This is a genomic window from Amycolatopsis sp. cmx-11-12 (assembly GCF_046269425.1).
GTDB lineage: Bacteria > Actinomycetota > Actinomycetes > Mycobacteriales > Pseudonocardiaceae > Amycolatopsis.
This window is the reverse complement of the sequence record NZ_JADNQM010000026.1, coordinates 121,870-142,747: the sequence shown is the minus strand read 5'-3', so window position 1 is coordinate 142,747 and position 20,878 is coordinate 121,870. Positions and strand designations below refer to the sequence as shown.

Genomic DNA, 20,878 nt, shown 5'->3' with positions numbered 1-20,878 from the left:
TCGCCGCCCAACTCAACCGCCGCCCACGCAAAACACTCGACTGGGACACCCCAGCCGAGCGCCTCGCTAAACTCCTCACCAAAACCAGTTGATCACCCGTGTTGCAACGACCCCTGAAATCCACCCCCCCGGCTCAGCCGAGGGAAGGGGGCCTTCACGCGCTGATCCGGAGTGCCGCAAGTAGTCGAGATCGCGGAATTGCCGCGGCACAACGAATCCCAACACCACGATGTGCCGATCGTGCCGCTATCGGTATTCGTGGTCTACTGGAGCGCCCTTCTGCGGCAGCCCGACGTGCACCTCATCTGTTACCGCGAGACCGCCATGGGCCGGAGCTGTCCGAGACGAAGGCGTGAACCTCGTGAGTGGTAAGGACGGTTCTGTTGAGGGGCAAGGCAACGGTGGCGTCGGGTGAGGGGTGTGTGGAAATAGGGACGTTGGGTGTCCCTATTTCCACACACCCTCTCCGGATCCGGTGGTCACAGGGACACGGTCCGGTATCGGGACCGCGCCCGGACACGACACCTTTGCCTTACCACTCACGAGGCCTTGGACGCGAGGCCGGTGAGAAACAGGTCGATGGCGAACTCGAACCGTTCCTGCGCGGTCTCCGAGGTGAGGTATTCGCCCGAGCCCAGCAGGTTCGGGAACGTGCCGGGCGGGAACGACGTCATGTACGCGACCATCCGCTTGCCGCGTTCCTCCTGTTCGGCCAGGTTGATGTCGCCGTGCTGCCAGCCGGCGCCTTCGTAGGCGAAAGCCTTGGCGTAGAGCCATAACGCGTCGGCTGCGAACAGTGCTCGCTTGAGGTCGAGGCCGCCCGCGCGCAGTACCGCGAGCATGGCTTCGGCCTGCTGCAAGGCATTCGCGCCGACAGGTACGGGGATGGCCCAAGCGATCTTGGCGATCCCGGGGAACGACGTCAGCGCGCGCACGTTCTCGCGCAGCAGATCCTTCGCCTGCTCGACCCATCGTTTCGGATCGGGCTCGGGGAACGGGCCGAAGGCGAGCACGTGGTCGACCATCAGCTCGTGAAGCTCTTCCTTGTTCGCGACGTGGGCGTAGAGCGACGCGGGGCCGGTTTCGAGTGCCTGGGCGACCCGTCGCATGCTCACCGCCTCCAGCCCTTCGGTGGCGAGGAGGTCCAGTGCCGTCTTCACCACGAGCTCCTGGGACAGCACGGGTTTCTCGGCGCGACGCCGGGGCCTGCTCACTTCGTTCGCCTCCTGATCCGGGGTTCGCCGGGAACTCTACTTGACGCGAACGCTGTTCGTCTGTAGAACGGTGTTCGTAACACGAACGCTGTTCGTCTAACTGGAGGATCTCATGACCGAACGAAAGACCGAAGTCCTGGCCGTGCTGAGCCGTCTCGCCGACGCGTGGAACGACGGCGACGCGGCCGCGTACGCGCGGTTGTTCACCGAGGACGCCGACTACGTGACGTTCTTCGGGATGAACATGCCGGGACGTGAGCTCATCGAGAGCTCGCACCGGGCCCTGTTCGAGGGGCCCCTGAAGGGCTCGAAGATGGTGATAGGGAGCGGCGAGCTCAAGGTCAGGTTCGTCCGGCCGGACGTCGCGATCGTCGTGTCCGGCGGCGGATCGTCGCTGGCGGACGGCAAGCCCGAACCGGGCCGGGAATCGACGCTGACGTACGTGCTGGTGGAGGAGCCCGAAGGCTGGCGCGTCGCGTCCTTCCAGAACACCAGGGTGAGTGATCCGGCCGCGAGCGCGGCGTGAAGCCGATGGTCGAGGTGGCGGGCGTGGTGCCCGCGCCCGCCGACGAGGTCTTCGCCCGGATCGCGGGGACTCTGCGAGGGCAGCCGTACAACCCTCACTTCGAGGTCGACGCCGAACGGCGCTTCGTCGCTCAGCAGGGCGGTTGGTGGTACCGCGGCGAGTACACCGTCGAGGAGGATCCGGCCGGTGCGCGGGTGACTCATCGGGTGTACAACGTCGCTTCCCGGGGCCGGTGGGCGGTTCCGCTGGCGAACCGGTTCTTCGTCGGGTTCGCCGAGCGGACGCGGGAGGGCTTTGATCGGATGATGGGAGATCTCACCAAGGAGGCGGGGGAAGGGCGTACGCTCGGTTAGGTTCACCTAACCCAGGAAAGGATATCGTGGATGGCCGAGGCGCGTAAGCCGGCGTCGGCGACCCGGTTGCGGGTGCTGCGCACCGAGCGGATCACCCCGCATATGGTCCGGATCGTCGCTGGGGGAGAAGAGATCGCCTCCTTCCGCCCCAACGAATTCACCGACGCCTACGTCAAGGTGCACTTCCGGGTGCCCGGCGTGACCTATCCCGAGCCGTTCGACCTGGCGCGGGTCCGCGAAGAGCTGCCGCGCGAGCAGTGGCCGCGGATGCGCTCCTACACCGTCCGGTCCTTCGACCGGGATCTCGGCGAACTGGTGCTCGACTTCGTCCATCACGGTGACGAGGGCGTCGCCGGGCCGTGGGCCGCGGCCGCGAAACCCGGTGACGAGCTGCTGATCTCCGGTCCCGGCGGGGCATACGCGCCGGGCGAGGAGGCCGACTGGCATCTGCTCGCCGGGGACGAGAGCGCCCTGCCGGCGATCGCCGCGTCACTCGAGGCGATGCCGGTGGGCGTTCCCGTGCACGCGGTCATTCTGGTGGAGGACGCCGACGAAGAGCAGTCGCTGACCACCAAGGCTGAAGCGCGGATCACCTGGCTGCACCGGAGCAAGGGCGACGATCTCGCCGCCGCCGTCCGCGCGCTCGACTGGCACGACGGTGTCGTGCAGGCGTTCGTCCACGGCGAGGCCGGGTTCGTCCGGGACCTGCGGCGTCATCTGCTGGACGACCGCGGGATGCGGCGCGATCTGCTGTCGATTTCCGGATACTGGCGGATCGGGAAGACCGACGAGGCGTGGCGACTGGAGAAAAAGGCCGAGCGGAACGCGTAGCCTCGGTCGCATGATCGAGCTGAAGGTGGACGTCGACCCGGCCGAGGTGGGTTTCGACGCGGAGCGGCTTCGACGGATCGACAGGCACTTCGACGGATACCTGGAGCGGAATCTGCTCCCCGGGTATCTGGCCGTGGTGACCAGGAACGGGAAGGTCGCGCATCTCGCGTCGAACGGGCTGCGCGACATCGAGGCCGGGCTCCCGGTGGAGACCGACACGATCTGGCGGGTCTTCTCGATGACGAAGCCGGTCACCTCGGTCGCCGCGATGATGCTCGTCGAAGAGGGGCGCATCGACCTCCGTGACCCGATTTCCCGTTGGCTGCCGGAATTCGCGGAACCGCGGGTCTTCACGACGGGCTCGTTCGTCCGGATGACGACCGAGCCCGCGACGGAGCCGATCCGGCTCTGGCATCTGCTCACCCACACCGCGGGGCTGACGTACGGGTTCCACCGCACGCATCCGGTCGACGCGCTCTACCGCGAGGCCGGATTCGACTTCGGTACCGCGCCGGGACTCGACCTGGCAAGCGTCTCCGAAGCCCTCGCGCGGCAGCCGTTGCAGTTCCAACCCGGTTCGGAATGGAACTATTCGGTCGCGACGGACATCCTCGGCAGGCTTGTCGAGGTCGTCTCCGGTCAGTCTCTCGACACCTTCTTCACCGAGCGGATCTTCACCCCGCTCGGCATGCACGAGACGGCGTTCCAGGCCGATCCCGGCGCCCTCGACCGGCTCGCCGCCCTCTACGTGCCCCACCCGAAGACCAAGGTGCCGTTGCGCCACGACGAGATGGGCGCGGTCGGCCGTGTCACGCCCACGTGCCTCTCGGGTGGCGGGGGCCTGGTTTCGACGGCGGGTGACTATCACCGTTTCACGCAGATGCTGCTGCGTGGCGGCGAACTCGACGGCGTCCGGCTGCTCGGTTCGCGCACGGTGGAGGTCATGGCGAGCAACCACCTGCCGGGAGGGGTGGATCTGGAGACCTACGGCCGCGTCGGGTTCTCCGAAGCGCCGTACCACGGTTTCGGCTTCGGACTGGGCTTTTCCGTGCTCGATGATCCGCTGAAGGCCAAAACCCTCGCCAGTGCCGGGGAATTCTCCTGGGGCGGCGCGGCGAGCACCGCTTTCTGGGTCGATCCCGACGAGGACATCACGGTGCTGTTCTTCACCCAATTGTTGCCGTCGTCCTCCTACCCGATCCGCGGCGAATTGCGCAATCTGGTGTATCAGGCGCTCGTCGGCTAGGGGGTCCCATGCGGCGGATCGTGGTGGTCGGGGCCGGGCAAGCCGGTCTGGTCCTGGCCTTGGGCCTGCGGAAGCACGGATACGCCGTCACCGTGGTCACCGACCGCGACGCCGAAACGATCCGCGCGGGCAGGCTCATCTCGAACCAGTGCGTGTTCCACCCCGCGCTGACGCGGGAACGCGCGCTGGGCATCAACTTCTGGGACGGCCAGGCCCCGGAGATCCTCGGCGCGTCGTTCGGGCTCGCCGGGGACGGCCAGGAGCCCGCCGTCTCGTGGCAGGCCCGGTTCGATCACCCCGCGCAGTCGGTCGACCAGCGGGTCAAGGTGTCCGCCTGGCTGACCGCCTTCGCCGAAGCCGGCGGCGAGGTGCGGCTCGGCACGGTCACTCCCGACGGGCTGGACGAGTACGCGCGCGAGTTCGATCTCGTGCTGGTCGCGGCCGGACGGGGTCCGCGGTTCGACAGTCTCTTCCCGCGCGACGACGCGCGTTCCCCGTATCGGGAGCCGCAGCGGACCATCGGGATCACGTATCTGGTCTCCGGGAGCGACGAGCCGCTCCCGGTCTACCCGGGCCTGACCTTCGGCCTTTCTCAAGCAGGGGAACTGTTCGGGCTGCCGATCCAGTCCGTGCGCGGCCCGGTCTTCGGTCTCGGGTTCTTCGGTGTGCCCGGCGGGCCCCTGGACGTCTGGGACGACGTCACCGATCCCGACGAGCACTTCGACACCGCGATGACGTTGCTGCGCAAGCAGTTTCCGTGGGTGGTCGAGTCGCTCGCCGGTGCCCGGCCGAGCGGGCCGCTGGACGTCCTGCGTGGCCGGGTGCTGCCGATCGTGCGCGAACCGGTCGGGACGTTGCCCTCGGGGGCGAAAGTGCTGGCGATGGGCGACGCCGCGGTGACGAACGACCCGGTCGCCGGACAGGGCGCGAATCTGGCGGCCCATGCCGCCGCCGTCTACGAACGGCGCATCCTCGACCACGGCGACCGTCCGTTCGACGAGGCGTTCCTGCACGCCGCTTTCGCCGAATACTGGGAAAAGGCCCAGCACGCGACCCGGCTGAGCAACGATCTGCTCGCGCCTCCGCCGGATCACGTGCTGGCCACCTTGGTCGCCGCGCAAACGGTGCCCGAGGTGGCACACCGGTTCGCGCGGATCTTCGAGAACCCCGCCGACTACGCCGCCTGGCTCACCGACGAGCGGATCGCGAGGGACTACCTGGCGTCGAAAGGCGCGTGATCCGGGGCGCAGACGGTGCCGCGTGCCGGAAGACGGCCGTGGGTCAGATACGCGTCGAGGGCCGCGTCGACACAGGCACTGCGGTTCGCGGCACCATGCCCCCAGGCGTCCAGCGTCAGGAGCCGGGCGTTGCCGAGGATGCGTTCGGTTCGCTTCGCCCCGGCGTACGGCGTTTCGGGGTCACCCTTTCCGTTGGCCAGCAACAGGATCGGGGCGGTCGGCCGGTTCCACGGCCCGGTGTAGCGCGCCGGGTCCGCGGCGGGCCAGAAGGCACACGGCAGCGAGAGATAGGTGTCATAGGAACCGAAACCACGGCTCTCACGGTCGGCTTCGCGCGCCGCTTTCGGCCAGGCCGCCGGGTCGCGAGGGTTCGTCGTGTCGGCACAGATCGTCCCGCCACCACCCAGCGTGGAGTCGAACGGTGTCACGATGGCCTTCGCCGACGTTGTTTTCGTCGCCGACTGAAGGAATTCCGCCAACGCGGGGGACTTCGCTTCGTCGGTCAGCGCGTTGTGGGTGCGCCGGATGACGTCCTGGTAGGTGATCGCGCCCGGCGCGGCCTCGAGCCGGTCGAGGATGCCCTCGTACTTCGCCCGCAGGTCCGTCCCGGGTTCGCGGAACGCGCACCGGACATCGGCCGCACACGCGTCGAGGAACGCCTGCAACGCGCGGTCCGCGTCCCGGAAGCCGCCGAGCCTGGTGCTGAACGGGATGTTCGCGTCCTCCGGACGGTGCCCGGTGGACCAAGCGATCGGATCGTCGACGGCGTCGAGCGCCAAGGCCCCGGCGCGGTGCGGGAACAGGTTGGCGTACACCTCGCCGAGGTAGGTGCCGTACGAGAGTCCGTAGTAGCGCAGGCGAGGCTCGCCGACGGCTTCACGAAGCCTGTCGAGATCCCGGGCGACGTTCGCGGTCGACAAATGACCCAGCAGCGGCCCGGCGTTGCGGCCGCAGGAGGCGGCGACCGCACGGACGTCGGCGAAATGCCGGGTCTCCTGCTCGGCGGTGATCGGGAACTTCCCCAGAATCCGGTTGAGCGGTTCGGTTTCCGCGTCGCTCGCGAAGCAGCGGACCGGGGTGCTGGCGCCGATGCCGCGCGGGTCGAACCCGACGATGTCGAACTGCCGATGCAGTGACGGGGTCCGGAACTTGGTGAGCGGCCGGGGTTCCCGGGGCCGCCCGGGTTGGTGAAGAGGGTGCCGCGTTTGTGCTTCTGGTCCGTGGCCGGGAGCCGGCCGAGCGCGATGGTGATCTGCGGGCCGCCCGGGTCCTGGTAGGACAACGGGACTTCGACTTCGGCGCAGTCGTAACCGGCAGGAGAGCCTTCGGGACAGGGACCCCAGTCGATGCCCTTCGGCGCGGCCGAAGCCGCGGGCGCGATCGTGACGGCGGCGAGTGCGGTGAGGGTGATCAAAGCGGCGATGCGGAATCTGGTCACCCGGCCAGCGTCTCGCCTCGCGGACGCGCGGGCCCTGGTGCCTGTACCCGGAGCGAAGGTGGGGCTACCCCCTCCATGGTCAACATATAGCGCACCGGGGGGCTTGCGGCAAGACCCCGGTGATGCCGCAGAATCCTCGGCCGTAGCCAGAACAGGCCGAACAGGAGTGAAGAATTTGACGGACGTCGACGTGATCATCGTGGGTGCCGGCCCGACCGGTCTGATGCTGGCCGCGGAACTGCGGCTGGCCGGGGTGTCCCCACTGGTCCTGGAACGGCGGCCGGAACAGGGGAAGACACCGAAGGCCCACGGCCTCAGCGGGCAGATCCTGGACCTGCTGAAGTACCGCGGCCTGTTGGACCGCGTGCACGAAGCCCTGACCGAACATGTTCCCGCCCACCGGTTCCCGTTCGGCGGGGTGCACGTGGACCTCACCCGGTTCGAGGAGCCGCCGCTGAAGGCGGTGCCGCTGCGTCAGCAGACGCTGGAGCGGCTGCTGGAGGACCACGCCACCGGACTCGGCGCGCGAGTGCGCCGCGGGCACGAGGTCGTCGGGGTGAGCCAGGACGACGAGTCGGTGACCGCCGAGGTGCGCGGTCCGGACGGGCCGTACCAGGTCACCGCCCGGTACCTGGTGGGCTGCGACGGTGGGCGAAGCCCGATCCGCGCGCTCGCCGGGATCCCGTTCCCCGGCACCACCTATCCCGAGGTCAACCGGATCGGCCAGGTCAGCATCCCCGAGGGACTGACCGTGCACGACGACGGCGACATCGAGACGCCGGAACTGGGCCGGATCAAGGCGGGATTCACCCGCACCGACGCGGGGGTGTTCGCGCTCGGCTCGCTCACGCCGGGGATCCTGTTCATCCAGACCACGGAGGACGATCCCGGCGAGGTCGACGACGACGTGCCGATGACGCTGGCCGAACTCGGGGACAGCATCCGCCGCGTCCTCGGCGCGGACGTCCCGCTGGGCGACCCGGTCCGGCTCTCGCGCTACCAGTTCTCCGCCCGCCAGGCCGAGCGCTACCGCGAGGGACGGATCCTGCTGGCGGGTGACGCGGCCCATCTGCTGCCGTCCACCGGTACGGCGATCAACGTCGGCATGTCCGACTCGGTCAACCTCGCCTGGAAACTGGCCGCCGAACTCCAGGGCCGTGCCCCGGAAGGGCTGCTGGACACCTATCACGCGGAACGGCACGCCGCCGGTGCCCGTGCGCTGGTGCAGTCCCAGGCGCAGGTCGCGCTGCGGCGCGGGCACGACGAGGCCGCCGAAGCGCTCAGGACGATCTTCCAGGAACTGCTGGGCGACGAGCAGGCCGCGCGACGGCTGTCCGCCCACGTCGCCGGGACCGACCTGCGTTATCCGTCGCCCGGCTCCGGGCACGCGCTCGCCGGTACCTTCGTCCCGGATTTCGCGCTGGAGACCGACGAGGGCACGACGAGCGTCGGCGAACTGCTGCGCTCGGCGCGTCCGGTCCTGCTCGACCTCGCCGGACGGCCGGAGCTGCGTGACCTCGCACAGGGTCGCGTGGACGTCCACACCGCGAAGGCCGAGGACAGGCCCGCCGGCGTCCTCCTGATCCGTCCCGACGGCTACGTCGCCTGGGCCGGGGACGCCGATGCCGACGGCCTGCGCGAGGCCCTCTCCGCCTGGTTCGGCGGCTGACCTCACGCAATTAGTCACCTACTTGCGGCAGTCTCGTGCGCAAGTAGGTGACTGATTGCGGGTGTCAGCGGTTGATGATCTCGGTGCCGTAGCGCTTCAGGGTTTCCTCGCGTTGATCGTGCATGAGGTACAGCGCGAACTGGTCCACACCGAGCGAAGCCAGTTCCTCCAACCTTTCCACGTGCGCCGACGACGGCCCCATGAGGCAGAACCGGTCCACGATCTCGTCCGGCACGAAGTCGGTCGACGGATTCCCGGCCCGCCCGTGGTGCGAGTAGTCGTACCCTTCCCGCTCGCGGATGTAGTCGGTCAATTCGCGGGGCACCGGCCCGGAATCGCCGTACCGCGTCACGAGATCCGCGACGTGGTTGCCGACCATCCCGCCGAACCATCGCAGCTGTTCCCGCTGGTGCGCCAGGTCATCGCCGACGTACGCCGGTGCCGCGAGGCAGATCGTGATCCCGGCCGGATCCCGCCCCGCCGCACGGGCCGCCTCGCGGACGGAACCGATCGTCCACCGGGCGATCGCCGGATCCGCGCACTGGAGGATGAAGCCGTCGGCGTGCTCACCGACCGTCTTCAGCGCCCTCGGCCCGTACCCGGCCATCCACATTTCGAGCCTGCCGTTGCGGATCCAGGGGATCTGCACCGGCTTGTCCCTCAACAGGACTTCGCGCCCTTCGGCGAGTTCCTTGACCACGTGCATGCAGTCGCGCACGGTGGCCAAAGTGGACGGTGCCATGCCGACCACCCGGTGCGCCGAATCGCCGCGGCCGATCCCGCACACCGTCCGGTTGCCGTACATGTCGTTGAGCGTGGCGAAGGTCGACGCCATCACCGACCAGTCCCGGGTGGCCGGGCTGGTCACCATCGGGCCCACGATCATCGACGACGTCGCCGCGAGGATCTGCGAGTAGATGACGAACGGTTCCTGCCACAGCACGCACGAGTCGAACGTCCAGCCGTAGCGGAAACCCTGGTCCTCGGCGGCTTTCATCAGCCGGACCAGGTCTCGCGCGGGCGGGTCGGTCTGGAGAACTATCCCGAAATCCATCCTGCCTTCTTCCCCTCCACCACCCTCAACGGCGTGGCTTCGCCACACTGAGTTCGATCGCCTCAGTTCAGGTACTGGTTCAGGTCGCGCGAGAGGAATTTCCCGTGCGTCGTACTGCCCGAGAAGCCCGAAGGCGACACCACCACGCGGCCGCGTGAGAGCACGGTCTCGACCTTGCCGGTGATCTCCATTCCTTCGTAGGCCGAGTAGTCCACGTTCATGTGATGCGTCTCGACCGACAGGGTCTGCTTCGCCGCGGGGTCGTAGATGACGATGTCCGCGTCCGAACCCGCCGCGATGACCCCCTTGCGCGGGTACAGCCCGAACATCCGCGCCGGGGTGGTCGAACAGGTCTCAACCCAGCGGCCGAGGGTGAGTTCGTCCGCCACGACACCCTGGTGCAGCAGGTCCATCCGGTGCTCGACGCCGGGAATCCCGTTCGGGATCGCGCGGAAGTCGCCGCGGCCGAGTTCCTTCTGGTCCTTGAAGCAGAACGGGCAGTGATCCGTCGAAACCACCGAGAGGTCGTTGGTGCGCAGCCCTCGCCACAGGTCCGCCTGATGCGATTTCTCGCGCAGCGGGGGAGAGGCGACGTACTTCGAGCCTTCGAAATCGGGCTTCGCCAGGTCCTCAATGGACAGATAGAGATACTGCGGACACGTCTCCGCGAAGACGTTCTGCCCGTCGTCGCGCGCCTCCGCGACCGCCGCCAGTGCCTGCGACGCCGAGAGATGCACGATGTACAGCGGCGCCCCGGTCACCTTGGCCAGCTGGATCGCGCGCGAGGTCGCCTCGCCCTCCAGCTCCGGCGGCCGGGTGAGGCCGTGCTGCACCGGGTCGATCTTCCCGGCGGCGAACGCCTGTGCGGCCAGCTGGTCGATCGCGATGCCGTTCTCCGCGTGCATCATGATCGTGGCGCCGATCTCGCGCGCCTTCTGCATGGCCAGCAGGATCTCGCCGTCCGTGGAGTAGAACACCCCCGGATACGCCATGAACATCTTGAAACTGCCGACACCGCCGTCGACGCAGGCCTGCATCTCCTTCAGCGACGAATCGTTGACGTCGGAGACGATCATGTGGAAGCCGTAGTCGATGGCGCAGTTGCCGTCGGCCTTCTCGTGCCACTTGTCCATAGTGGACAGCAGTGAGGTGCCCTTGGCCTGGACGGCGAAGTCGATGATCGTGGTCGTGCCACCCCACGCCGCCGCCGTCGTCCCGGTGCCGAAGGAATCGACGGAATGCGTGCCGCCGAACGGCATCTCCATATGGGTGTGCGCGTCGATCCCGCCGGGCAGCACGTACTTCCCGGTGGCGTCGATGACCGAATCGGCTGGCCCCAGGGTACCGGGCGCGCCGACGGCCACGATCGTCTCGCCGTCGACGAGGACGTCCGCGGCAGACGCTCCCGCCGTGCTGAGTACTTGCCCGCCGCTGATGAGGGTGGTCATCACGCCTCCGCGAGAGATCCGTAGCTGTCGGGGCGGCGGTCTCGATAGAAGGCCCACAGGTCACGGACTTCGGCGAGCTGACCCATGTCGAGGTCGCGGATGACGATCTCCTCCTCAGTGTCGGAAGCGGCCTCGCCGATCAGCTGACCGCGAGGGTCCGCGAAGTACGACTGGCCGTAGAAGTCGTTCTCGCCCAGCGGTTCCACGCCGACCCGGTTGATCGTGCCGACGAAGTACTCGTTCGCGACCGCGGCCGCGGGTTGCTCCAGCCGCCAGAGGTATTCCGACAGTCCCCGGCTGGTCGCCGACGGGTTGAACACGATCTTCGCCCCGGCGAGGCCCAGCGCGCGCCAGCCCTCCGGGAAGTGCCGCTCGTAACAGATGTAGACGCCGATGCGGCCGACGGCGGTGTCGAACACCGGGTAGCCCATGTTCCCTGGCCGGAAGTAGAACTTCTCCCAGAAGCCCTTCACCTGCGGGATGTGGTTCTTGCGGTGCTTGCCGAGGTAGGTCCCGTCGGCGTCGATCACCGCGGCGGTGTTGTAGTACACGCCGGGCTGCTCGACCTCGTACATCGGGACGACCAGTACGACACCGTGGCGTTCGGCCACCTCCTGCATGAGCTTCGTCGTCGGCCCGTCGGGGATGCCCTCGGTGTAGGAGTAGTAATCGGTGTCCTGCACCTGGCAGAAATAGGGGCCGTAGAACAACTCTTGCAGGCAGATCACCTGCGCGCCCTGCGAAGCGGCCTTGCCGATGGCTTCGACCGCGTTCGCGATCATGGACTCCTTGTCACCCGTCCACCGCTGCTGGATCAATCCGGCTCGGACCAGGTCGCTCACTTGCTTCCTCCTCTGGATAGGCGGTGCGGTTGCGCTCGGGCAGGGCCAGCAGCAGGTAGACGACGAAGGCGCCCGCCAGTCCGACGACCCAGTTGTAGTCGTAGAGCGGTTTCAGGAACGGGATCAGCCCGTCGGCGGGGAACGGCCCGCCGTACGCGCCGCCGACCGAAAGCACGGCGCCGACGAGCGTCGCGACGAGCGCGCGCCAGTTCCAGCCGCCCTTGAACCAGTAGACGCCGCGTTCGGTGTAGAGGTCCCGCAGGTGCAGCTTGGTGCGGTTGACGACCCAGTAGCCGGCGACGAGCACCCCGGCGACCGCGCCGAGCAGGCCGCCGTAGAAGCCGAGCCACGCGAAGATGTAGATGTTCGGGTCGGAGTAGAGCCGCCACGGCTGGATGACGATGCCGATGATCCCGGTGATCAGCCCTCCGACGGCGAAGGTGATCTTCTTCGGGAAGGCGTTGGAGAAGTCGTAGGACGGGCTGACCACGTTGGCCGCGAGATTCGCCGACACGGTCGCCAGCACCAGCGCGATCAGCGCGACCACGACCACCACGGGGGAGTCGAAGCGGTCGGCCAGTTTCGCCGGGTCCCAGATCTGCTCGCCGTAGAGGACACTGCCGCCCGACGTGGTCAGGATCGCCACGATCGCGATGAACGTCATCGTGGTCGGCAGGCCGAAGATCTGGCCGCGGACCTGCTTGCCCTGGCTGCCGCCGAAGCGGGTGAAGTCCGGCATGTTGAGCGAAAGCGTCGACCAGAACGCGATCATCGCCATCAGCGACGGCGCGAACACCTTCCAGAAGTCCGGCCCCCAGCCGAGTTTCCCGGGTTCGGACAGGATCGGGCCGAGCCCGCCCGCCTTGACCAGCACGTAGCCCAGCAGGATCAGGAAGCCGACCGAGACCAGCGGCGCCGTCCAGTTCTCGAACTTCCGCACCGCCTCCATCCCGCGCCAGATGATGAGCATCTGGAACAGCCAGAACAACCCGAACGACAGCCACAGCGTCCAGTGCTGGCCGAGGACGACGGTGGAGTCCTTCCAGCCGGAGCCCGCCAGTCGCCCGACGATGATGTAGACGGCCTCACCGCCGACCCAGGTCTGGATGCCGAACCAGCCGCACGCGATGAACGCCCGCAGCAACGCCGCCAGATTCGCGCCGCGCATCCCGAAGAAGGCGCGGGCGAACACCGGGAACGGGATGCCGTACTTCGTCCCGGCATGACTGTTGAGCAGCATCGGGGCGAGCACGATCAGGTTGCCGATGGTGATCGTCATCAGCGCCTGGACCCAGTCCATGCCGAGCGCGATCAGGGAGGCGGCGAGCGCGTACGAGGGGATGTTGTGCGCCATCCCCATCCACAACGCGAAGTAGTTGTAGGTGGTCCAGGTGCGTTTCTCCACCGGGACCGGAGCGAGTTCTTCGTTGAAGAAGCGGCTGTCCTTGAGGGACTCGACCTCGCCGAGTTCGACCCGGCCATCAGGATGCACGAGCTGGGTTCCGCGTGCCGTCGGCTCCATTGCGGAATCGTGCTCGCCTGCCCCGCGCGGGTGGGACTGGCAGACTGTTCACTGTTGATGGCGTCGGAACGCAGACTGTCGATTGCGTTCGAAGGCCCCTGGTGCATGACCTGCGTCACACACGCGGACGTAGCAATCAGGCAAACGGGCCGAAACATCTCCACAGGATCTCCACAGCTCACCCGAACGGTCTCCACGGTCGCTGCTTACAGTCATCCCCATGGAACTGGGAGGACGCCGGGTGCTGGTCGTCGAGGACGACGTGACCATCGCCGAAGCCATCGCCGCGCGGCTGCGCGCGGAGGGTTTCACCGTGGATCTGGCGCACGACGGCCCGTCCGGTGTCGAGGTGGACACGGCCCGTGAACCGGACCTGGTGGTGCTGGACGTGATGCTGCCGGGGTTCGACGGGCTGGAAGTCTGCCGCCGGATCCAGGGCCGCCGCCCGGTCCCGGTGCTGATGCTGACCGCCCGCTCGGATGAGACCGACATGCTGATCGGCCTCGGCGTCGGCGCGGACGACTACCTCACCAAACCGTTCTCCATGCGGGTGCTCTCGGCCAGGGTGCACGCGCTGCTTCGCCGCGTCGACCGGTCCGCCCGCGCCGACGTGAGCGAAGCGGGCACGAAGATCGTGCTCGGCGACCTCGAAATCGACGTCGAACAGCGGCGGGTCACCCGGGCGGGTACTCCGGCCCAGCTGACACCGATCGAGTTCGACCTCCTCGTCCACTTCGCGAAGCGGCCGAGGGCGGTGCAGCCGAGGGAACGGCTGCTCAGCGAGGTCTGGGACTGGGACGTCGCGGGCACTGGGTCGGGCACCCGCGCGGTGGACAGTCACATCAAGGCGTTGCGCCGCAAACTGGGCGCGGACCTCATCCGTACCGTGCACGGTGTCGGGTACGCCCTGGAGGTGGGATCGTGAAACTCCGCCCGCTGTTCGGCCGGATCGTCGACGCGCTTCCGAGGCCGCTCGACCCGGTCCGGTCCATCAAGCTCAAGCTCGCGATCCTGCTGGTGTCCTCGGGCGGTATCGCGTTCGCCTTCTTCAACTGGCAGATCGGCTGGCTGCCGCCGCGCACCACGATCGCCGCGATGGTGCTCGCCGTGGTCACCTCGCAGATCCTGGCGCACGGGATGACCCGGCCGCTGCGCGAGATGACCGCTGCCGCCAGGGCGATGGCCAAGGGCGACTACACCCGGCGGGTCCGGGCGACCGCGCGCGACGAGGTCGGCGAGCTGTCGCACGCCTTCAACCAGATGGCGGCCGATCTCGACGCCTCGGACCAGCGACGCCGCGAGTTGATCGCGAACGTCTCCCACGAACTCCGCACACCGATCACCGCGCTGAACGGCGTGCTGGAGAACCTGGTCGACGGGGTCGCCAAACCCGATCCGGCGACACTGAAGACCGCGTTGCAGCAGACAGAACGGCTCGGCAGGCTGGTCTCGGAACTTCTCGATCTGTCCAGGATCGACGCGGGGGCGTTCCCGTTGCAGCTGGAGGAGTTCGATCTCGAACTGCTCCTGGACGAGGTCGCAGCCGAAGCGGGTATCACTGCCGCCGCGACCGGCCGTGGCGTGCGGTTCGCCGTCGACGTCCAGCCGCCCGGCGCGATGGCCGTCGCCGACCGCGGCAGGCTCTACCAGGTCGTGGTGAACCTGCTCGACAACGCCGTCCGGCACGGTCCGTCCGGGGGAGAGGTCCGGGTGCGGGCCGAGGCCCGCGAGGCCGACGTCGTCATCGAGGTCGAGGACGAAGGCCCCGGGATCCCGCCGGGGGAGCGGGACAGCGTGTTCGAACGGTTCACCCGCGGCGAGCGCGCGGGCGGCGGGGGCACCGGGCTCGGCCTCGCGATCGCGCGGTGGGTGGTCGATCTCCACGACGGCAGCATCGCCGTCGTCAGCCCCGAACAGCGGCCGGGCTGCGTCATCCGCGTCGTGATCCCGGTCCCTTAAATCTCTTTCCGAGTTCTCGACGGTTTCTCATACGCAAGGGAATGTGCTTTCGCAAATGGAGGATTCGATGAGCGAAGAACAAAAGGAGAAACAAGCGCACGCGTCGCCCCCGGCGGCGGCGGCCACCCTGCCGCCCGCGCCACCCGTGCCGATGCCGGTGCTGATGCGGCCACGGGTGCCGCCGAAGTCGGCGATCGTCCCGCTGCCCGGCTCGGTCGTACCCGCGGCGGTCGCGGCCGGGCTGGTCGCCGCCGTCGCCATGCCGGACGATCCCGGAGCCGGGTGGTTCCTGGCCGGTCTGGCGTTCGCGGTGGCCGTCTACTTCGCCGACAAGCGGTCCCGCGGCGACGCCGAACCGCATTTCCGCCTGGCCAGCGCGTTGTGGGCGGCGGCCGCGCTCGGACTGCTCGCGGTCGGCATGTTCCGCGCGTCGGTGTGGCTGAACGTGCTGTGCGTGATGGCCGCCTGCGTCGCGGGATCCCTTGCGGTGGTGGGGAAGCGCACGGTGAACACGATCATCTACGACGTCTTCGCGGTCCCGATCGAAGCGCTGCTTTCGGTCCCGTGGATCGGACGCGGACTCATGAAGCTCGGCAAGAAGACGGAAGGCCGCACAAGGCCGAAGTTCCTGGTGCCGGTGCTGGCGAGCGCCGGATTGCTGCTGGTGTTCGTCCCGCTGCTGCGTGGCGCGGACGCCGTGTTCGCGAGCGTCGTCGACGCGGTGATCCCCGAGCTGAGCCCGGGAACCTTCGTGCGCTGGGGTTTCCTGTTCATCGTGGCCGCGTTCGCCGTCACCGGGGCCTGCTACCTGCTGGCCGCGCCGCCGTTGCCCGCCGAGAACGACGCGCCGCGCAAACGACTGGCGCACCGGCTCGAATGGACCTTGCCGCTGAGCGTGCTGGTGCTGCTGTTCGCGAGTTTCGTCGTGGTCCGCCTGGTCGTGTTGTTCGGCGGCACCGACTACGTCCTGCGGACGAGTGGCCTGACCGCGGCCGAATACGCCAGGAGCGGATTCTGGCAGCTGTCCGCCATCACCGTGCTGACCCTGCTACTGGTCGCCGCGGCACTGCGGTGGGCGCCGAAGTCCTCGGCGGCCGATCGGGGATGGCAACGCGGACTACTCGGGGTGCTGAGCGTGCTCAGCCTGGTGCTGGTCGCGTCGGCGTTGAGTCGCATGTGGACATACCAGCAGGCGTACGGGTTCACCGTGCTGCGGCTGCTGGTCGAGGTCTGCGAACTCTGGATCGGCCTGGTCTTCTTGCTGGTCCTGGTATCCCTGGTCCCGTTGCGCTCGGCGTGGCTGCCCCGCGCGGCCATCGGTGCCGCCGTCGCGGCCCTGCTGGGGTTGGCGGTACTGGACCCGGAACGCTTCATCGCCGATCGCAACATCGACCGGATCGCGCACGGCAAGACGCTCGACACCCGCTACCTGTCAGGGTTTTCCACCGACGTCGTTCCCGCCGCGGACCGGCTCCCGGAGCCGTCGCGGTCCTGTGTGCTCGGACCGGTCATGACGGATGTTTCGCAAGATGATTGGCGTGAATGGAACCTGAGCCGGTCCCTCGCGCGTCAGACCCCCGTTGCCGCGGTGGACGGGGCGAAATGCGCTTATCGGGCCCGTCCCTGAGCCGTGGCACCACGGCCTTGATCGCCCTCCTGGGGGTGAGGGCGATCAAGGCGGCGGTCACCTGCTCATTCCGGTCAGAAGGCGAAGACGCCGTCGGAGTCGACGTCGGCGGCGCAGCGGTTCGGGTACCAAGTGCGGAAGGTGACCGGCTCGCCGCGCCACTTGCCGACCGCGGAGACGTCGATCGGGGTGTATTCCAAGGTGCAGGAACGCTGTTTTCCGCGTAGCCTGTCGAATTTTCCGTCCACTTTGGACAGGCTGGCGCAGGCGTTACCGCGGCGGGGGTGTGAACCGCCGGTGGGTTGGCAGGTGAGTGAAACGGTGCCGAACCGGCCATTCGAGTGGTGGCTGGTCAGCTGGAACGTGGATTCGGCCGGCTGCGCGGGGGCCAGACAGGCCAGTGCGAGCATGCAGGCGCCGATCGGTTCGAAGAAAGCCATATCAACCCTATCGGCTGATGGGACCCGGTGACTGTGTTCCACGCTTGGGTGAGATTTGCTCACCCGGTCGTGTGTTCGTCGTCTTCTCGAATGTCGTGGGCGAGCAGGGCGACGTAGAGGGAGAGCATCGATTCCGGGTCTTCCAGCCGCACCCCGAGCACCTGCTCGATCCGGGCCAGCTGCTGGTAGTAGGCGGTGCGGGAGGTGTGCGCGGCCGCCGCGGCCGCCGATTTGTTGCCGCCGTGCTCGCAGTAATGCCTCAACGCCTGGACGAGTCTGCTGCCCTGCGCGGCGTCGCGGCTCAGCAGCGGGCCGAGTTCCCGCGCGGCGAACGCGGTGATCCGTTCGTCGCCCGCCAGCAGGTGCAGCAGGCCGCGCAAGCGGACGTCGTCGAGGCGGTGGACCACACGTTCGGCGTTTTCGGTGAGTGCCGCGGCGGCGACCTGGGCGGCTTCGACGAGCGTCCGGCGGGCCTCGGCGGGTCCGGTGCCCGTGGTCCCCACCGCGACCACGGCGGGCGCGCTGGAACGAGCCTCGTGGACGTCGGTGGCCAGCCGGTGCAGGACCGCGTCGACCCCTGCCTCCGGCGAGAGCGCGATCAGCGCGCGCACCAGGGTGTCGTCGGTGGCCACCAGCGCGGACACCTTGGCCCGCCGGGCGGCGAGCGCGGTCGCTTCGGCGAGTTCCCTCAGCAGCACCGGAGTCGACTGCGTGGTCCTGGTGGTCGCGGTGATCCGGGGCCGCACGGCGACGCCGACCAGCAGCCGCCCTGTCAGCGGGACGCCCAGCGCGGAGGCCCGCGCGGTCAGTTCGGCGGGCGGCACCGGGTTCGCCAGGAGTTCGGTCAGGATCGCGCGGTGCGCCTGGCGTTCGAGGCTGTCGGTGTCCTTGGCGACCAGCCGGTGGACCGCGAGCGCGGACGCGGCGCGTTCGGCGACCACCACGTGCCGCCGCGACGGCGGATCCCCGCATACGACGATCAACCGCCCCCAGTCGTGCCCCCGCGCGCCGACCACGGTGACCAGCCAGCCCGCGCCGGCGTGGAAGCCGGTCCGCTCGCCCACCTGCACCGGTCGCGACCTCGACGGCCAGCCCGGCAGCAGCTCGCCGGGGTCGGCACCCGCCGTGTCGTAGGCGAGGACCTCGTGCGACAGCGTCTCCAGTACGACGGGATGTTCGGTGAGTCTCGCGACCTCGCGCAGGATGTCGCCCGGCTCGGCACCGGCCACCGTCAGCGCGGTGAACGTCTCGTGGACCCGTTCCGCCGCCCGGAGTTCGTCGACCTGGGCGTCGACGATCAGCCCGTTCACCGCCTCGGTGACCGACACGAACCGCGTCTCCCTCGAAAGGGTGACCAGTGGGACCCCGTGCTGGTCCGCGGCCTCGACCAGCGCGGACGGCAGCTTGTCACTCCAATGACGGACCAGTTCGACGACGACCCCGGCCACCCCGACACCGGCCAGATCGGCGACGTATCTGGCGAGCGCGGCGCCGTCGTCGGGCAGCGCGACCCCGGTGGTGAGCACGAGTTCCCCGCCCCGCAGCAAGGGGGCGATGTCCGCGACCTCGGCGACGTGCGCCCAGCGGACCGGCGCGTCCAGCCCCGCCGCCCCCGCCACCACATGGGGCCTGCCCTGACGCAGCACCGGCAGCGCGAGCACTTCGGCGACGGTCGGGTACATCGGCCTCCCACCTGGTTCGGCAACGCTGGAGACAGACTGTACGGCCGGGGCCGGGAGTCCGTACACGTTGCCGATGGTGTCGGTGCGGCGCGCCCGCCCAGACTCGACCGGGAGCAGACATCCCGGACCAGGAGGGCACCCGTGACCGACCACATCGACCACTGGATAGACGGCAAACCGTTCGAAGGCGTGAGCGAACGATCCGGTGACGTGTTCGATCCGGCCACCGGTCAGGTGCGGGCGAAGGTCCCCTTCGCGGCGCAGGACGACGTCGATGCCGCCGTCGCGGCCGCGTCCAGGGCGCTGCCGGGCTGGCGCGGGACCTCGTTGGCGGGCCGGACGCGCGTGCTGTTCGCCTTCCGCGAGCTGCTTTCGGCGCGGCGTCACGAGCTGGCGAAGATCGTCACGAGCGAGCACGGCAAGGTCGAGTCCGACGCGGCGGGCGAAGTCGCGCGCGCCATCGAGAACGTCGAGTTCGCTTGTGGCGCGGCGCAAATGCTCAAGGGCGGGTTCAGCGAGAACGCTTCCACCAATGTGGACGTCTACTCGATTTCGCAGCCGCTGGGCGTGGTCGGCGTGATCTCGCCGTTCAACTTCCCGGCCATGGTCCCGCTGTGGTTCGTGCCCAACGCGCTCGCCTGCGGCAACACCGTCGTGCTCAAACCGAGCGAGAAAGACCCGTCCGCGGCCGTGTTCATCGCGGAACTGTTCGCCGAGGCGGGCCTGCCCGACGGTGCTCTCAACGTGCTGCACGGCGACAAGGCCGCCGTCGACGGACTGCTGGAACACCGCGACGTCAAGGCGATCTCGTTCGTCGGGTCCACGCCGATCGCGAAGTACGTCTACGAAACCGGGACCAGGCACGGGAAACGCGTGCAGGCGCTCGGCGGCGCGAAGAACCACATGGTCGTCCTCCCGGACGCCGACCTCGACCTCGCCGCCGACGCGGCCGTCTCCGCGGGCTTCGGCTCGGCGGGGGAGCGGTGCATGGCGGTGTCGGTCGTGGTCGCGGTCGACCCGGTCGGCGACGAACTGGTCGCGAAGATCGCCGAGCGCATCACCCGGCTGCGTGTCGGCGACGGCATGCGTCCCACCTCGGAAATGGGGCCGCTCGTCACCGCCGCACACCGCGAACGCGTCGAGTCCTATGTGGAAGCAGGCGTCGAAGCGGGCGCGCGGCTCGTCGTTGACGGGCGCGGCATCGAGGTCGACGGCGAGGACGGCGGCTTCTGGCTCGGCCCGACGCTGTTCGACCACGTCACGCCGGAGATGTCGGTCTACACCGACGAGATCTTCGGGCCGGTGCTGACGGTCGCGCGGGCCGAGGGGTACGACGCGGCGCTGGACCTGATCAACGCCAACCCCTACGGCAACGGCACCGCGATCTTCACCAACGACGGGCGGGCCGCGCGGCGGTTCCAGAACGAGGTCGAGGTCGGGATGGTCGGCGTGAACGTGCCGATCCCGGTGCCGGTCGGCTACTACTCGTTCGGCGGGTGGAAGGACTCGCTGTTCGGGGACAGCCACGCCTACGGGCCGGAGGGGTTCCATTTCTTCACTCGCACGAAGGTCGTCACCTCGCGGTGGCCGGATCCCTCGCAGGGCGGGGTGAACCTCGGGTTCCCGCGCAACAGCTGACACTTTCGGAGGGCGGGCGCTTGGGCTTCACAGTGCGGCCGGTTCCGCGTGGCGCGTGAAGGCCACCTTCCCCAGGTACATGAAGGCCCCCTTCCTGTACCTAGGCGCAAGCAAGGGGGCCTTCATGTACCTCAAGCGGCCAAGGAGCGCC

17 protein-coding genes and 1 pseudogene are annotated in these 20,878 nt (G+C 68.6%); 10 read left to right on the top strand and 8 right to left on the bottom strand.

Features of this window, described 5'->3' with window-relative positions; genetic code table 11:
* Positions 1-539 precede the first annotated feature (539 nt).
* Positions 540-1,214, bottom strand: a complete 675-nt coding sequence (locus ACLARN_RS30295; RefSeq protein ID WP_409494882.1) for a TetR/AcrR family transcriptional regulator — start codon at positions 1,212-1,214, stop codon at positions 540-542.
* Between the two features lie 112 nt (positions 1,215-1,326).
* On the opposite strand from ACLARN_RS30295, the gene ACLARN_RS30290 reads away from it, so the two are divergent.
* The 5 genes from ACLARN_RS30290 to ACLARN_RS30270 are packed head-to-tail and all read left to right on the top strand — an operon-like array spanning position 1,327 to position 5,408.
* Complete coding sequence (locus tag ACLARN_RS30290) at positions 1,327-1,740, top strand: SgcJ/EcaC family oxidoreductase (protein WP_409494881.1); 414 nt, start codon at positions 1,327-1,329, stop codon at positions 1,738-1,740.
* Between the two features lie 5 nt (positions 1,741-1,745).
* Positions 1,746-2,093, top strand: a complete 348-nt coding sequence (locus tag ACLARN_RS30285) for a hypothetical protein (RefSeq protein ID WP_409494887.1) — start codon at positions 1,746-1,748, stop codon at positions 2,091-2,093.
* Positions 2,094-2,123: 30 nt separating this feature from the next.
* Positions 2,124-2,924, top strand: coding sequence for a siderophore-interacting protein (locus ACLARN_RS30280; protein ID WP_409494880.1), 801 nt, complete (start codon positions 2,124-2,126; stop codon positions 2,922-2,924).
* A 10-nt stretch (positions 2,925-2,934) separates the two neighbouring features.
* Positions 2,935-4,170: a serine hydrolase domain-containing protein gene (locus ACLARN_RS30275; RefSeq protein ID WP_409494879.1), complete on the top strand. Its 1,236-nt coding sequence runs from the start codon at positions 2,935-2,937 to the stop codon at positions 4,168-4,170.
* An 8-nt stretch (positions 4,171-4,178) separates the two neighbouring features.
* A complete protein-coding gene (locus ACLARN_RS30270; RefSeq protein ID WP_409494878.1) occupies positions 4,179-5,408 on the top strand; it encodes a styrene monooxygenase/indole monooxygenase family protein in 1,230 nt (409 codons plus the stop codon).
* Here the strand turns inward: ACLARN_RS30270 and ACLARN_RS30265 are convergent.
* A pseudogene (locus ACLARN_RS30265) lies at positions 5,384-6,846 on the bottom strand (alpha/beta hydrolase). The gene ACLARN_RS30270 and the pseudogene ACLARN_RS30265 overlap by 25 nt on opposite strands.
* A gap of 175 nt (positions 6,847-7,021) precedes the next feature.
* Between ACLARN_RS30265 and ACLARN_RS30260 the strand changes: the two are divergent.
* Positions 7,022-8,515 carry an FAD-dependent monooxygenase gene (locus tag ACLARN_RS30260; RefSeq protein WP_409494877.1) on the top strand — a complete coding sequence of 498 codons (1,494 nt, stop codon included), beginning with the start codon at positions 7,022-7,024 and terminating at the stop codon, positions 8,513-8,515.
* Between the two features lie 64 nt (positions 8,516-8,579).
* On the opposite strand, the gene ACLARN_RS30255 is transcribed toward ACLARN_RS30260, so the two are convergent.
* From ACLARN_RS30255 to ACLARN_RS30240, 4 genes are all read right to left on the bottom strand, one after another.
* Positions 8,580-9,569 (bottom strand): TIGR03842 family LLM class F420-dependent oxidoreductase, encoded by a 990-nt coding sequence (locus tag ACLARN_RS30255; RefSeq protein WP_409494876.1) that lies wholly within the window; start codon positions 9,567-9,569, stop codon positions 8,580-8,582.
* A 62-nt stretch (positions 9,570-9,631) separates the two neighbouring features.
* On the bottom strand, positions 9,632-11,017 hold the full coding sequence (hydA, locus tag ACLARN_RS30250; RefSeq protein WP_409494875.1) for a dihydropyrimidinase: 1,386 nt from the start codon (positions 11,015-11,017) through the stop codon (positions 9,632-9,634).
* Positions 11,017-11,859, bottom strand: coding sequence for a nitrilase-related carbon-nitrogen hydrolase (locus tag ACLARN_RS30245; protein ID WP_409494874.1), 843 nt, complete (start codon positions 11,857-11,859; stop codon positions 11,017-11,019). The genes hydA and ACLARN_RS30245 overlap by 1 nt, the downstream gene beginning before the upstream one ends.
* Positions 11,810-13,381: an NCS1 family nucleobase:cation symporter-1 gene (locus ACLARN_RS30240; RefSeq protein ID WP_409494873.1), complete on the bottom strand. Its 1,572-nt coding sequence runs from the start codon at positions 13,379-13,381 to the stop codon at positions 11,810-11,812. Before ACLARN_RS30240 ends, ACLARN_RS30245 begins: the two co-directional genes overlap by 50 nt.
* Positions 13,382-13,622: 241 nt before the next feature.
* Between ACLARN_RS30240 and ACLARN_RS30235 the strand changes: the two genes are divergently transcribed.
* From ACLARN_RS30235 to ACLARN_RS30225, 3 genes are all read left to right on the top strand, one after another.
* Positions 13,623-14,306, top strand: coding sequence for a response regulator transcription factor (locus tag ACLARN_RS30235; RefSeq protein ID WP_409494886.1), 684 nt, complete (start codon positions 13,623-13,625; stop codon positions 14,304-14,306).
* Positions 14,303-15,340, top strand: coding sequence for an ATP-binding protein (locus ACLARN_RS30230; protein WP_409494872.1), 1,038 nt, complete (start codon positions 14,303-14,305; stop codon positions 15,338-15,340). Before ACLARN_RS30235 ends, ACLARN_RS30230 begins: the two co-directional genes overlap by 4 nt.
* A gap of 67 nt (positions 15,341-15,407) precedes the next feature.
* Positions 15,408-16,967 carry a DUF4153 domain-containing protein gene (locus ACLARN_RS30225; protein ID WP_409494871.1) on the top strand — a complete coding sequence of 520 codons (1,560 nt, stop codon included), beginning with the start codon at positions 15,408-15,410 and terminating at the stop codon, positions 16,965-16,967.
* Positions 16,968-17,041: 74 nt separating this feature from the next.
* Here the strand turns inward: ACLARN_RS30225 and ACLARN_RS30220 are convergent, their stop codons facing one another.
* Positions 17,042-17,407 (bottom strand): SSI family serine proteinase inhibitor, encoded by a 366-nt coding sequence (locus ACLARN_RS30220; RefSeq protein ID WP_409494870.1) that lies wholly within the window; start codon positions 17,405-17,407, stop codon positions 17,042-17,044.
* A gap of 59 nt (positions 17,408-17,466) precedes the next feature.
* Positions 17,467-19,089: a PucR family transcriptional regulator gene (locus tag ACLARN_RS30215; RefSeq protein ID WP_409494869.1), complete on the bottom strand. Its 1,623-nt coding sequence runs from the start codon at positions 19,087-19,089 to the stop codon at positions 17,467-17,469.
* Positions 19,090-19,230: 141 nt separating this feature from the next.
* On the opposite strand from ACLARN_RS30215, the gene ACLARN_RS30210 reads away from it, so the two are divergent.
* Complete coding sequence (locus tag ACLARN_RS30210) at positions 19,231-20,727, top strand: CoA-acylating methylmalonate-semialdehyde dehydrogenase (RefSeq protein WP_409494868.1); 1,497 nt, start codon at positions 19,231-19,233, stop codon at positions 20,725-20,727.
* Positions 20,728-20,878: the final 151 nt, after the last annotated feature.